The sequence below is a fragment of the Providencia manganoxydans genome (genome assembly GCF_016618195.1).
GTDB classification, from domain to species: domain Bacteria; phylum Pseudomonadota; class Gammaproteobacteria; order Enterobacterales; family Enterobacteriaceae; genus Providencia; species Providencia manganoxydans.
The window spans coordinates 1219445-1234124 of the sequence record NZ_CP067099.1 but is presented as its reverse complement, the minus strand read 5'-3'; the positions used below and the strand labels follow the sequence as shown (position 1 = coordinate 1234124).

Below are 14680 nucleotides of genomic sequence, written 5' to 3'. Positions count from 1 at the left end.
GCTATATTAAGGTGCTAACAAATCTCTTTATGTCTCAATCAAACTGTAATACAAACTGCGCTGTCGCTTCGGCCTTACCAGCTTTGATATTCTTTCCATAGCGATAATACTCCGCTTTTAAAGGAACCGTTGTTTCCCCTTTTTGCAAGTCGGCCAATTTTACAAATTGCTGATTAACTAATACCGTATCCTCACTCAATGGTGATTTCACAACAAAACCAATCCCACTCGCGTTACTGCCTTGGCCTTCATTATCAATTTTAATAATGGATTCTTTACCATCATAACTTTCAGTTTTGTTTGCCTGTAATTTTATTTTTGCAGATACATTACCAGTACAAACAATATTCATATTTTCTTCCACTGCCGATGATTCTGATGGAAAACCTATTGATGAAAATGCCGTAGTTGGTAAGCGCGGTAAATTAAAAGCCAGATCAGTATTTTGAGCAGTGCATGATGTCGGTGCACTAATCACTTTACCTTTTAGCTCATAAGTGTAACCAACACGTGTCGTTCCGCCACCAGTACTATGCCTCTTAATTAAAGCAGCACCAATCACAGAGTTATTAAATGTTGTTTCTTGTGGATTATCTTTTGCCGCATAGAGGATAACGGTTAAATCCAGCGGCATAAGTTGGCCTTCAGGTACAGGTATTTCTTGCCCTGGACGGTTACGAAATGCTAAACCCGTTCTATTATCAATTAAAACATAAACAATATTTGCAGGGCCTCCAGCATGGACATGGTAAGCAGGTTGGCCATTGATATCACCATAATACCTTGCATAAATACCACTGCCTTCCCCATAAGTTGCATAGCCGTATACTTGCGCATCAACACCACACTTAGCGACTCCACCACGACCGCCTTGTCGCTCAAAATTAAAGCGCCCTAATTCGTCATGTTGTTTTATAACACCGCTTAATTTTACTTCTATAGTAGCTCGCATTGTCGAATGATTTTGTCCTTCTCCGCCCTCCTGACAATCTTGAGCAGCAAATGCAAAGCCATTACAGAATAGTAATAATATGAAATTTAAAGCAAAGGTATAAAATCTATCTATTTGATATCTCATTATTATTTATCCTGCTATCGACAGTCTGAATTGATTAAATAAAGACCGTTATTTGATAAATTATGCTCAACGTTATAATCCATAGAACAAGACTCATAAACGCCTTCATTTTTCCAATTAATCTTAATTTTTCCTGTAGGCTTTTCTGTGACCAAATATAGGGTATTAAAGTTGGAAACTAAATGTGTCGCGCCATCCTCTTCAATGGCTTTAGCACCGACAGGCAGTTCTTTATATGTTGAATGTTTCAACTTAAATAATATTTTGTAGCCCTTTTTCGCTTCAAAATCTGCCAGAATCAAAGCACCTTTTGTCGGAATAACGTTATTAATAATGTTATTTTCAATTTCGGTATCTTCTGGCAGCGTCTTTGTATCAATCGCTAAGGTGTTTTTACGGTAAGGTGCAATACCTGGCACAATAGCCAATCCAGAAGAATTGGTTTCAACTGACTGCCCGTTAATCACACCGACCCCTTGAGCACCTTTTGTTAATATCAATGCACTCGTTTCTTGCATTGATGGTGCTAATACCACACCATATTGAGTGCCAACAAATGCACCGCTGATGCCATAATTTAAATTTTTACTGTGTTCGCTATATGCATAGCCTGCATTCATTACTGCATAACTAGAACGGTAAGCAGTACTGAGTCCACCTGCATAACCAACACCTTTATCGCCATAACTTTGGTAGATATCCCAATTTCCTCTGTACGACTCACCATAATTACCACTTAATCGAGCTGTTTGTAATGTTCGATGTTGATCATCAGTTGATATGCCATAGTTAACGTGCATAGAACGATCAAAGAGATCAAATGGCACACTCATATTCAAATTTAAATTGTATGCGCTTTTATTGTCAGGGTTAAATTGCTGACCTTTTGAGTATGTATAGTAGATACTATAAGTAATTCTATTAATATTACTATTAAAACCCGCATTATATGACTGTTGTTTGTTTCCGCTACTATATTGATAAACAACAGTATTTAAATTAATTGAGCTAGAATTATTAAATATTGGCTGTGTCAGTGATAATGTATATTCATTTTTTAACTTATCATTATTACTTTGGTATTTTTCATCATAGGAAAACGCATCATTTATATTTAAAAAATCAGTATCAAAATGACGGAATCCCGCTAATGTAACGCTAGTATTTGTTAATTCAATTCTTTTCGAGTAGTTGACTCTAAATGCATTGCCATTCAATACATCGTTAGTAAGGTTAGCCTTAGAATGCACAATGTCTGCTGTAATCGCACCGATGTTACCAAGGTTAAAACCGGAACCAAACGCATAAGCTTGGTAATCACTGGCCAGCAAAACACCACTAAAAATGGTGACATAATCAGTTAAACCATAGTAGATTTCAGCTTCATTGATATAAGTGCCATCACCTTTGTTATTACCATCATACTTACCGCTAGCGAGACTATATTTAATGCTTCCTTTTCGCTCTAAAAATGCGATCGAAGAAAAAGGAACGATAAAGTTAACTTCACTACCGTTTGATTCCTGCACAGAAACATACAGATTTCCACCATTACTCATTGGATAATAATCAGTAATTTCGAAAGGTCCAGCAGGAACGCTCTTTTTATAGATAACTTGATCATTCTGTACGATAGTAACTACTGCTTCAGAATTAGCAATACCGTTAACACTTGGTGCATAGCTCGTTAAATCATAAGGTTCCATTTGCCTATCAGTGGCTAACTTGATCCCCTTAAACTTAAAAGAATCAAACAGTTGTGAACTAGTATATAAATTACCTAATGTTAATTCGCTTTTAATTACATTGATATTTCTTGAAATGGTATTACTAATATTATTCCATTTGTTTTTTTCATTTACATTGTTAGACCAAGTAGAATAATTGCGAAATCGCCAAGCATCAAAGTTAACTTTGGTTTGAATATTGCCATAATAGTTATCATCAAACTTTCCATGTTCATAACGGTTAAACGATGAAAATGAATAGTTAATAAAAACAGCAGGAATACCGTTATCCCACTTTTTTTCCTCTATTTCGTTAACTCTTTTTTTATTAATCATTGCTTGTGGTATGGACAGTGAATAAACCCTTGTATTTAAGTCAAGATAACTTTTCATATACTCAATACGATTAATATTGAAGCATTCTTGCTCTATGCTCTGAGGGTTATGAAAATCGATACCGAAGCTTTCCCATTCAGTTAAACTGAAGCAAGGTATTAACGTTTTAGTGTCATTATCCCCAGGCATTAATACAAACTTAACCTCTTTAGAGAAAATATGATTATTATTAATATAAAATTTTACGTAATAATCTCCAGGTGCTAGATCGTTTTCTTTAAAAACATCTAAGTCTTCGTTAGTGAGTTGCGTATCCATGCCTGCAATATTCAACAAGCTAGGGGAATAGTAGTCTGCTGCTCTAATATAAAGTGGAAATGTAGTTAATAAAATGGTAATCGAAATAGATAATAAAGAATACGTTTTCTGATAATTATGCTTCATGTCCCTTTACTCTTTTGTATGGTTATTATTTTATGAAGTAATTAACATCTAGCCCCTTACCAAAATCATCAATATAGTTTAGGGTGATGTTTTTATCTCCATTAATTGCTTTAGGGAGTTTAATTATCGATTCAGAATACGGTTCTAAATAGCTAGGAGCCTCAATAGCTTTATTATTAATCTTTAACGTTGCAATATTGATGAAAAAAGGTGTTGGATTAGTTACTTTTATACCTGATGGTGTATAACTCCAACTCAACTCATTAATGGATACTGCTAGTTTCTTATCCGACACATTTTTTGGTCGATAAATTAACTTGATTCGATTTGTCATCGAATAACGTAAAACATTTTCTAGATCTTCACTACTAGGTGCGACAAACTTCACATTCAGCCAATACAATGATTCTCTATCATTAGGTAGTTCAGCTATTTTCGTTAACTGAATGGTATTTTTTTGTTCTGCTCTTAATTTTAATAATGGTGGTGTCACAGCAAAGTCTTGAGTAACTTTCCCTTTTATGTCCTCAACCCATGACTGAAGTAAATAATTTCTATTTTTATCACTATTAAATGCAACAACGCCTTCACTTTTATCTTTCTCATGATAAACAACGCGGGTTGTTTCTAAACCAAATCCTGCATAGCAAGTTGAAATTGAGCTCAAAGTTACCAATAGAATAGATACTAATTTTTTCGCAAACACAATATTTAGCTCCAAAAAATTAACGCAGATTAATATTAAATAATCTGCGTTTTTAAATTATTTATAGGTGATTTTATAATTTAAAGTTGCATCCGCCTGTCCAGCTTCTACGGTATCATCCGTACTTACATATTTAGCAATAAATGTACCACGCCATTCAGAGCTATTTCCTGATACATCGATATCTTGACTTTTACTTCCATCAACCACGATTGGATTTGCTAAGTCATCTTCATGATAGATACGGATACCTACATTTTTTGCAACACCAGCACTGCCTTCATTATCTAGTTCTAAAATAGTGTCATCATAACGTTTAGCCTTACCCATTAAATTAATAGTCACTGTTCCTTGATCTGGACAATCAATAAGTTCTATTTTTAATTTACCATCACCACCAGTACCACCGACTTCATCATCTTCACCATTAAATTCACTGGTTGCAAAACGACCCATTTTAACCTCGGCGTCAGGCGAGTAGGAATCATTAAGATTAATAGTGCATGTAGCGTTATAAATAAGCCCTTTAAATGATATTGTACCTGTTTGCTCTTCAGCTAATGCAGAAAAAGAAAAGCTAGAAATAATCGTAGCTATTAAGATACTTTTAGTTGATAAAATTTGCATTTATATCCCCATATAAGATTCATTGTTATTAATAATAATTTTACTTATTTTAAGTTCAATCAATGAAATTATTTCTAGGCAAAACTATGCCTGCCAATTTATTATTCAAAGATTGATCTAACAGATCCCGCTAATGATATTGAGATTTTAAAAGTAATAATAAATTATTAGCCCTCTCATAGGTAACCCGTAAGAAGAGTATAGTTGAGGAATATAATTATGTATTTATATAAATCTTTCAAAAGATGAATTTATTGATATACGGCACATATTTTAGAAAGAAATAAACCATTGTTTTTAAAGGAATTAATTTATTGACTTATATCAATAATTTATCATCCATTTAGCTAAAACAAAAAATATTTTATTATCAATGAATTACACATCATTGATGTAGACAACTCAAATTACTTTACTCATATAAATTGCATTATTTTTTTACACTTTTTTGGAGTAAAATGATGATAACGCCACCAAACAAGTCATATTTAGACCAAAAAGACATCATGATTTACTCATATAAAGCAAAAAACCAAGGTGAATTTCACCTTGGTTTTTAAAATACATTTACATTGTTATTAGGAAGCCATCAATATTGTTACAAGAGTAATTATAACCTAAAAAATCACCTCTTATTTAATCTTTCCATCGCGGTAGTAATATCATTTTCCACAAGAGAATTATATTACAGATATTATCCTTTATTTAATTTTGGCCATTTTAAATGGCCACCCTATATTAAATGTAAATTTCAATAGTTACCGCAGATAAATTATCATTTAAATATTTGCTTACTTAGCTTACTAAGTAAAAGCACCTACTTAAATTAGCTTCTTAAACCTCTACCTTGCTCGATTAAATACCATGTTAACGCATAAAATACGACCAAGAAGATAAGTAATACACCTAGAGTTACCGCAATTGATACATCTGCAATCCCTAAAAAACCATACCGAAAACCACTGATCATATAAACGATTGGGTTTAATTTGGATACAGCTTGCCAAAATGGAGGCAATAATGACAATGAGTAAAATACACCACCTAAATACGTCAAGGGGGTTAATACAAAGGTTGGTACGATACTAATATCATCAAAGGTTTTAGCAAAAATAGCGTTTAACAAACCCGCCAACGAAAAAACAATCGCCGTCAGTAACAACGTGATTACAATCATCATCCATGAATGCACTTGTAACGGAATAAAAAATAACGATACAACAGTTACCAACAAACCAACTAAAATTCCCCTAGCGACTCCACCACCAACAAAACCCGCAATAATCACATGGGTCGGTACAGGAGCGACCAGAAGCTCTTCTATATTTTTTTGAAATTTAGAACCAAAGAATGAAGAGCAAACATTCGAGTAAGAGTTTGTGATGACTGCCATCATGATCAAGCCTGGTACTATAAATTGCATATAATCAACACCTCCCATCTCGCCAATTCGGGAGCCAATTAGGTTGCCAAAAATGACAAAATAGAGCGACATAGTGATGACAGGCGGTAATAAGGTTTGTACCCAGATACGAGCAAAACGAGTGATCTCTTTAATCCAAATCGTTTTTAGTGCAACCCAATACAGAGAAATCATTTTGTTTCCTCCAAAGGTGCAACACCGTTATCTCTTTTTACTAAGTTCACGAACAACTCTTCTAAACGGTTAGCTTTATTACGCATACTGACAATTTCAATTCCTTGCTCATTTAGCTGACTAAATACACCGTTTAACCCTTGTTCCCTCTTAACATCCACTTCCAAAGTTGAGGTATCAATTAAACGTGTTTCATAACCTTTCAATTCAGGGATAGGGCTTTTGGCACCAAGGTCAAAAATAAAAGTTTCAGATTCCAATTGACTCAGCAATTGTTTCATACTGGTATTTTCAACTAATTCTCCATGTTGAATGATCCCAATATTACGACATAGCATCTCTGCTTCTTCCAGATAGTGAGTGGTTAAAATAATGGTGGTACCTTGCGCATTCAGCTTTTTCAAAAAGCTCCACATTGAGCGACGTAGCTCTATATCAACACCCGCTGTTGGTTCATCTAAAATGAGCAATTTAGGTTCATGCATCAAAGCACGTGCAATCATTAACCGGCGTTTCATCCCACCCGATAAATTACGCGCGCGCTCATCACGTTTTTCCCATAAATCCAGTTGAGAGAGATACGTTTGTGCCCTTTGATGAGCAACAGAACGTGAAACACCGTAATAACCGGCCTGATTAAGGACTATCTGTAATACGGTTTCAAATGGGTTAAAGTTAAATTCTTGTGGGACTAAACCCAACTGTTGTTTGGCTAGGACCACTTGTTTGTCTAAATCATAACCAAAAACTTTTACTGATCCGCTGGTTTTGTTAACCAGAGAACTAATAATTCCTATCGTTGTGGACTTACCCGCGCCATTGGGGCCAAGTAATGCATAAAAGTCACCATCTTCTACGCTTAGATCAATTCCTCGCAACGCTTTCACGCCACCTGAATAGGTTTTGGTTAATTGCGATAACTCAAGTGCGTAAGTCATATGTAAAAAACACCTTTATTCTTGGGGCAGTTTAGTAGCAATATAATAATGTTAAACTCGAAATAATTCGAGGCGCAGCTCAGCGGCAAGTCAATGAGTCACAAGGAACATACATAAGCATGTAATGCGTAGCGAGTGAACATAGCCACTATGCCTCAACAAAAACCGCTGCAACTTGAAGTATGACGAGTCTATGATGCCATTTTTTTACTGGCACCGTTATGCAGAAAGAGTAAATGGGTATATGCTATTTAATTCATATAGTTAATAATACCAAGATGGTATGCCTGTAATAAAATGAGCATCATAGGATGCAATAATTAATGCAACAAACTATTAATTAAGAAATACTGTATAAGATTTTAACGTAAAGTAACACAACTAGGCTATACGTCATGATGAGAAAAATTGAAGAGCTGTTCGCGAATAATGAAGCTTGGTCAGCTTCAGTAAAAGAAGAAAATCCTGAGTTTTTTAAAGAGTTATCTAAAGCGCAGAAACCACGATTCCTATGGATAGGTTGTTCAGACAGCCGAGTACCTGCTGAAAAATTAATCAATGCAGCTCCAGGCGATCTTTTCGTACACCGCAACGTTGCAAACCTTGTTATTCACACAGATTTAAACTGTTTATCAGTGATCCAATATGCTGTTGATGTCCTGCAAGTTGAACACATTATTATCTGTGGTCACTATGGTTGTGGTGGTATTGAAGCGGCGGTTGATAATACCGAACTCGGCCTAATTAATAACTGGCTACTACACATCCGTGATATTTGGTACAGACACAGCTCAATGCTCGGCGAGCTGAAACCTTGCGAGCGTTTAAACCGTTTATGTGAATTGAACGTGGTTGAGCAGGTGTACAATCTAGGTCACTCAACCATTATGCAATCAGCATGGAAACGTGGGCAAAAAGTGATGATCCACGGCTGGGTTTACGGTATCAATAATGGTCGCTTACATGACCTACATACCACCGCAGATAGTCGAGAAAAACTGGAGCTTTGCTATCGTGAGGCGATTGCTAAGCTGACAAATAAAAAATAAATATTTTACAAATTAAAGTTCGAGTTGCAGCGGTTTTTGTTGAGATATAGTGGCTATGCTCATTTGCACTATTCGCCTAGTTGCAACTTGAATTGTGTAAGTAATATGCTTTAGCAAAACAAAGGGCCACTCATCCGAGTAGCCCTTTGTTATTTAGTACCTATGACGATATGAACTTAAAATAATTTGAAGTATAACGTATATACCGAGTTATTACTCTTCAATCAAAGTCACATGGCCAATATAGGGTAAATGGCGATATTGCTGTGCATAATCAATACCGTAACCAACCACAAATTTATCTTCGATTGAGTAACCAATCCACTCAACGGGCACGTCAACTTCACGGCGTGATGGTTTATCCAGTAATGTACAAATCGCAACAGATTTAGGTCCACGCAATTCAAAAATTTCACGAACCTTGTTTAAGGTGTTCCCTGAATCAATAATATCTTCAACAATCAATACATGTTTACCGCGGATGTCTTCGTCTAAATCTTTGACAATTTTAACGTCGCGGCTTGAATTCATTGCATTGCCGTAGCTTGAAACGGTCATGAAATCGACTTCGTGAGGAACATCAATTTTACGGCACAGATCCGCCATAAAAATAAAAGAGCCTTTTAATAAGCCAACTAAAACCAGCTCACCATCAACGTTTTTATAGTGTGCGCTGATTTTTTCTGCGAGTTCACCAACACGCTGGCTCAGCGCTTCTTCAGAGATCATCACTTCAAGAGTATGTTTCAATTTACCAATACCTATTTGTTTTAACACCAAAAACTCATATTACCTACAGCCGCTTACCCTAAATAAAAACAGTGCGTAAGAAAAAATGAGAACATAATTCGAAGAGTATACCAGAACTCACGATTGGCGAAAAATAGCTGTGATTGATTTTTACCAACAGCCGTTTTTTAGCAATTAATGTCTGTTCTCGCTTTTTTAATCATCCAGAGCACGAAGGTGATCGTTTTTATTCAAGGTCAGCAGAGCCAATAAACTGATCAGCGCTGTCGCCATCACATACCATGCTGGAATATCAAGATTACCCGTTTGTTTGATCAAACCGGTAATGATAAGACCTGCACAGCCTGAAAATACCGCATTAGATAACGAGTAAGCCAATCCTAGTCCTGTATAGCGAACTTTGGTTGGAAACATCTCGGCTAGCATCGCAGGACCAGGCCCTGCAAGTAGGCCCACGATCCCACCCGCAATAAAAACCACCACCGCTTTGATCAATAAAGTCGATGATTCACTTTGTAATATCTTTAGAAGTGGTAACGAGAACACTAACAATAAAATAGTGGCTAGTACCATAATATTACGTCGCCCTATTTTATCACTGAGCATTCCAGCAGGGAGGATAGTCACCGCAAAGCCAACATTTGAAATAACGGCAATTAATAACGCGGTATTAAAATCAGTATGCAGTGATGATTGAAGATAGGTTGGCATGATCACTAAATAGGCATACCCTGCGGCAGACCAAGCCATTAATCGTCCAATACCAAGGAAAATGGCTTTGAAGATATCGACTTTAGCCGCATTCGTTTCTGATTGTTCTTTTTGTTGAGCAGACACGAAACTTGGTGTTTCCTCCATGTTGTATCGCAACCATAAAGCCAACAGCCCCATTGGTAATGCTAACCAGAAAGGGATCCGCCATCCCCAATCATGTAAACTTTCTGTACTCATTAAAAAAGAAAGTAAAGACACTACGCCAACACCAGCTAACAGACCTAGAGCAACAGTGAACGATTGCCAAGCACCAAATAGCCCTCTTTTCCCTTTTGGTGCAGATTCCGTCATTAATGAAACCGCGCCACCATATTCACCACCCGCAAATAAGCCTTGGAAAATCCTTAACAAAGTAATAATAATCGGTGCTGCAACGCCAATAGTTGCATAAGTAGGTATAAAACCAATCGCAGTGGTGACTAGCGTCATCATGACTAACACAAATATGAGTGTCGGTTTACGGCCTAACTTATCCCCAATGCGTCCAAATATCAGTGCGCCCAATGGCCTAAAAAAGAAAGCGATAGCGAATGATGCATAGGTTAAGAGGATCGCCGTAATCTGTGATTCTTCTCCTGAGTAGCTAAAAAAGTTTTGAGCTATAATAGTGGCAAGGAAACCATAGATAGCAAACTCATACCACTCAATAAAATTACCAACCGAACCTGCAAGTAAAGCTCGCTTATGACTATATGAACTGATAGCCATTTCATTTGAATTTTGCATATTTTGGACTCAGATGAGTGTTGTAATTATTATCTAGAGTATATACTCGTCATACTTCAAGTTGCAGCGTTGTTGACCTCGTTCAGCTAGCCGAATCACATAGTTTATCTATGCTCCCCGACTATCTTCACTTGTCGTCTATCTGCACCATGAATTATTTAGAGTATAGATGCTGAATAAAATTAAATGAGTCAAAAGTTTCAATAAAAAAGCCATCAAGGTATTTTATGATGGCTTATCGAAGGTTGGTTGGCGAATTTTAACTGACCGTAAAGCCCATCATCATACCTGTATCTTCATGTTCTAATAGATGACAGTGCGCCATATAAGGATGTTGTTGAGTCGCAGGATGTTTAAATTCAACTAATATCTCACTCACTTGGCCTTCGACTTTGACAATATCTTTCCAACCTTGTCGATGAGGCTCAACAGCTCGCCCGTTTTCTTTTAAGATACGGAATCGTGTTCCATGAACATGGAATGGATGAAGCATCATATCGCCCCGCCCTGAAACGACCCAGATCTCTTGCTGATTGATTGGTGCATTAAACGCAGCTTCAGTCATAGAGAATGCTTGGCCATTGATAGTATTAGCATTATGAATATTTAATTCGCCACTACCCATACCACAATGATTACCGCCGCCCATATTTCCCATATTACGTTGATTCATGCCACCATGACTCATCATGCCGCTGTTTCCACTATTTGACATCATATGGCCGTTCATCATAGCACCGTGCCCTGCCATGTTGCCCATTGCTTGGTCACCGTAGCGTTCACGCAGCATCATCATTCCTTGCATATCTAAACGCATATCCATCATCAGATGAAAACGCCGCCGAGTTAGACCGGCTAAAGAAGGGATAGCTGAAATAGTAGCCAATTGCTCAGGAAGTTTTCCTTCTCCTGTGCTCATCGTCGTTTCAATACGCAAAACGGGTAGCGGTTGGTTAAAGGGTGCGATCGTCATTCCCATTTGGTTCACAGGTAGTGTGACTAAATCAAAAGCACGCCCATCTCTCGCATCAATCAGAACTTCAAAGCGCTCCCCCATTAAAATAGGTAGCTCAGTAACAGCTATTGGCTCTGCTAATAACCCACCATCACTTGCGACAACATACATTTTTCGCCCATCGCTGGTAGAAATATTGAGGCTACGTGCGTTACAGCCATTAAGTAGTCTTAAGCGTAACCAACCTTTAGGCGCAACGTGTTTTGGAAATACTGCCCCATTGGTCAGCATGAGATCCCCAAACCAACCAACAGCAGCACTCATTACATCTAACTGATAATCAATCTGCCCATCATCTTTAAGGCGTTTATCTTGTAAGATCACTGGGATATCATTAATTCCCCAATCACTTGGTAAACCATGCTTATTACTTTCATCATCTTTAATAATGACTAACCCAGCCAATCCCATGGCAACTTGGTAACCTGTTTTTCCATGTGTATGAGGATGGAACCAGCAGGTTGCTTCAGGTTGATTGACCGTAAAATTTACCTGACGGTTAGCGCCTGAAGCGATAATAGCTTGTGGCCCGCCATCTTGTTCACCCGAGATTTCAAGGCCATGCCAATGCACGGTAGTTTCATCAGAAAGTTGGTTAGCGATATTAATATTGACGTTCTGCCCATTTTTCAGACTAAGTGCAGGGCCAAGCAGATCACCGTTATATCCCCATGTGGTGGTTTTTTTACCCGGAACAAACTGGGATACACCTTGTTTAATCGCTAATTGGATATTACCTTGTGCATCAGGCTCAATCAGTGGCGGGATAGCTAGAGCTGGGAAATTTTCCGCGGCGACCGCAATACGGCTCCACATAGGTAGCGCACTTGCGGCATAAGCTAGGGCACTTAACTTAATGAAATCACGGCGTAACATTGATAACCTTCCTTTTTATTTATCAAATCAATAAGATAATTAAACCAATAGCTCTACTTGAGATTATCGTTTAGAAACAAAATATGGTTTAATATTCTCTAAATAATTCGAGATCCAGCTAGACGCCCGTCAATAAGTCGCTTTGAGCACAGAAAACACGGTGACTAGCACGAGTGAGTGTAGTCCACATACCTTAGCGAGAGGCGTTGCAACTTGAATGATGATGAGAATATCTAAAAATGATAAAGCTTCCCCTTACAGGAAGGTCAAGGAAACCACAGAGTTATTATGGGTATATTACACAGATTTAAGAAAAATATACTTGACTAACAATTCTATTATTATGTTAACGTTACTTGACATAAAAAACAGATAGAATATTGAATGCGCAAATTTACCGTAATTTTTTACCTCATTACTCTGTTAGGGATAACACATTCTGCCAGAGCACTAAGCCCCAATGAAGCTGAAGATCTTGCTGATCTGACGGCGGTTTTCATTTATTTAAAATATGACTGTGGTTATTCGCAAATTCCCGATCGAGAAATTGAACGTGCCATTATTTACTTCGCTCGTAGTAACAAATGGGATCTCGGTGATTATGATTCCAGTAAAATGACCCAGTTAAATAAGGAAAGCTACAATGATCTCAAAGGGATCCCTCTTTCTCAGGAGTTTAAATGTCAATCTTTGGCTCGCGACTCACTAGGATTATTCGCTTACGTCAAATAACGAAACGCTAAGTCATTCAAGGAGCAACTAAAAGACCTGCCAATCAGCTGCTAGGGAACTTAGAAAACACAGTGACTGACATCAGAAAACGTAAGTCACCATGCCCCAATATAAAATGCAGTAACTTGAAACATGACGAGTCTCTATACTCCCCCTTAATCAGGGGAGCTACTATTCCTCTTCTTCGCTCTGCGCTCCTGCCAAAACATAGCAATAGATGGGATACTTTGAATGATCACCATTCTAATAATGTGATTCGACATCACGAACCCTGCGTCGAGATTCATGGTAATAGCCGCAAATGTCATCGCTTCCATGCTGCCTGGCGCCCATGCTAGCAACAAGACAGGGATAGGATATCCTGTTATCCAAGATGCAAATACCGTGATCAATAAGGTTAAAAAGATATTTATAATGACGACTTGCGCTGACGAATAAATATTTTTGATCAGCGATGAAAGTGGAAACACAATAAAATGGTTACCAATATTCATCCCAATCAGCACCATGCTAAGTTCAGTGATCAAAACAGGGAAATTGAGTTGTATATCAAGCCAACTCTGAATTAAGGTTGCTGCTCCCAAAGAAGTCAACATAAAGGGGGCGGGGACATGCATTCTTTGTAAAACCAACCCTAAGCCTAGCCCCGTTAATACAATTACCAATAGCCAAAATGATGATTGCCATGTTAAAGAAGGAAGTACCAAAAGAGGCTGTGGGTCTCCATCACTACCAACGACAACACCCGCTAATAAAATTAGAATAATCAAACGGATAGTATGTGAAATAACAATTTTTTGTGGTGGAGTATGGGTATGATCAGTCAGTGCTAATATCGCAGCCATTGCGCCAGGAACAGAACCTAACATAGCCTCTTGCTTTGTCCAGCCCACTTTACGATGAAACCAGAAGTAGCTAAATGAAAACTGTACTGCGAGGCAAACCACTAGCATGATTAATAACAAAAATAGGTTTTCAGCTTGCCCAAGAGAGACTTGATTAAACATCAAGCCAACAGAGGTACCGAGTGATATTTGTACAAATGTTAAGGTATATTTAGGAACTGCAAATTGGATCTTAAAACGGTTAAACACAATAACAGCGATGATAGGGCCAAACATCAGGGCAAGAGGTACGCCTAGGTGTGTCATTGTCCCACCAATTAAGGCACAAATAACAATCCCCAGTCCCATCTTCAATAATCTTATCATCACACAACCTTATTACTGCAAGAGCATTCAGTGCTTCGATTTATTTAGAGTATAATAGTATCGTTTAACTTGATTGGATTCATTACATTATTGA

The 14680-nt window shown here is 37.5% G+C and carries 12 protein-coding genes; 2 read left to right on the top strand and 10 right to left on the bottom strand.

Annotation, left to right across the window (positions count from 1 at the left end; all coding sequences use genetic code 11):
* Positions 1-34 precede the first annotated feature (34 nt).
* From JI723_RS05400 to JI723_RS05375, 6 genes are all read right to left on the bottom strand, one after another.
* Complete coding sequence (locus JI723_RS05400; RefSeq protein WP_272580236.1) at positions 35-1078, bottom strand: fimbrial protein; 1044 nt, start codon at positions 1076-1078, stop codon at positions 35-37.
* A 14-nt stretch (positions 1079-1092) separates the two neighbouring features.
* A complete protein-coding gene (locus tag JI723_RS05395) occupies positions 1093-3585 on the bottom strand; it encodes a fimbria/pilus outer membrane usher protein (RefSeq protein ID WP_272580237.1) in 2493 nt (830 codons plus the stop codon).
* A 25-nt stretch (positions 3586-3610) separates the two neighbouring features.
* Positions 3611-4291: a fimbrial biogenesis chaperone gene (locus tag JI723_RS05390; protein WP_272580238.1), complete on the bottom strand. Its 681-nt coding sequence runs from the start codon at positions 4289-4291 to the stop codon at positions 3611-3613.
* 57 nt (positions 4292-4348) lie between these two features.
* Positions 4349-4918, bottom strand: a complete 570-nt coding sequence (locus tag JI723_RS05385; RefSeq protein WP_272580239.1) for a fimbrial protein — start codon at positions 4916-4918, stop codon at positions 4349-4351.
* An 826-nt stretch (positions 4919-5744) separates the two neighbouring features.
* Complete coding sequence (locus JI723_RS05380; protein WP_070927731.1) at positions 5745-6515, bottom strand: ABC transporter permease; 771 nt, start codon at positions 6513-6515, stop codon at positions 5745-5747.
* Positions 6512-7453, bottom strand: a complete 942-nt coding sequence (locus tag JI723_RS05375) for an ABC transporter ATP-binding protein (protein ID WP_070927733.1) — start codon at positions 7451-7453, stop codon at positions 6512-6514. Before JI723_RS05375 ends, JI723_RS05380 begins: the two co-directional genes overlap by 4 nt.
* A gap of 395 nt (positions 7454-7848) precedes the next feature.
* On the opposite strand from JI723_RS05375, the gene can reads away from it, so the two are divergent.
* Positions 7849-8502: a carbonate dehydratase gene (gene can / locus JI723_RS05370; protein ID WP_070927735.1), complete on the top strand. Its 654-nt coding sequence runs from the start codon at positions 7849-7851 to the stop codon at positions 8500-8502.
* 213 nt (positions 8503-8715) lie between these two features.
* On the opposite strand, the gene hpt is transcribed toward can, so the two are convergent.
* The 3 genes from hpt to cueO all read right to left on the bottom strand — a co-directional run bounded on the left by hpt (position 8716) and on the right by cueO (position 12643).
* Positions 8716-9252 carry a hypoxanthine phosphoribosyltransferase gene (gene hpt / locus JI723_RS05365; RefSeq protein WP_140181539.1) on the bottom strand — a complete coding sequence of 179 codons (537 nt, stop codon included), beginning with the start codon at positions 9250-9252 and terminating at the stop codon, positions 8716-8718.
* A gap of 195 nt (positions 9253-9447) precedes the next feature.
* Positions 9448-10752 carry an MFS transporter gene (locus tag JI723_RS05360; protein WP_257644808.1) on the bottom strand — a complete coding sequence of 435 codons (1305 nt, stop codon included), beginning with the start codon at positions 10750-10752 and terminating at the stop codon, positions 9448-9450.
* 259 nt (positions 10753-11011) lie between these two features.
* The gene (cueO, locus tag JI723_RS05355) at positions 11012-12643 is read right to left on the bottom strand and encodes a multicopper oxidase CueO (RefSeq protein ID WP_272580240.1); all 1632 of its coding nucleotides are present in this window, start codon (positions 12641-12643) and stop codon (positions 11012-11014) included.
* Between the two features lie 384 nt (positions 12644-13027).
* Between cueO and JI723_RS05350 the strand changes: the two genes are divergently transcribed.
* Positions 13028-13375 (top strand): YacC family pilotin-like protein, encoded by a 348-nt coding sequence (locus JI723_RS05350; protein WP_272580241.1) that lies wholly within the window; start codon positions 13028-13030, stop codon positions 13373-13375.
* A gap of 155 nt (positions 13376-13530) precedes the next feature.
* Here the strand turns inward: JI723_RS05350 and JI723_RS05345 are convergent, their stop codons facing one another.
* A complete protein-coding gene (locus tag JI723_RS05345) occupies positions 13531-14586 on the bottom strand; it encodes an AbrB family transcriptional regulator (RefSeq protein ID WP_272580242.1) in 1056 nt (351 codons plus the stop codon).
* Positions 14587-14680: the final 94 nt, after the last annotated feature.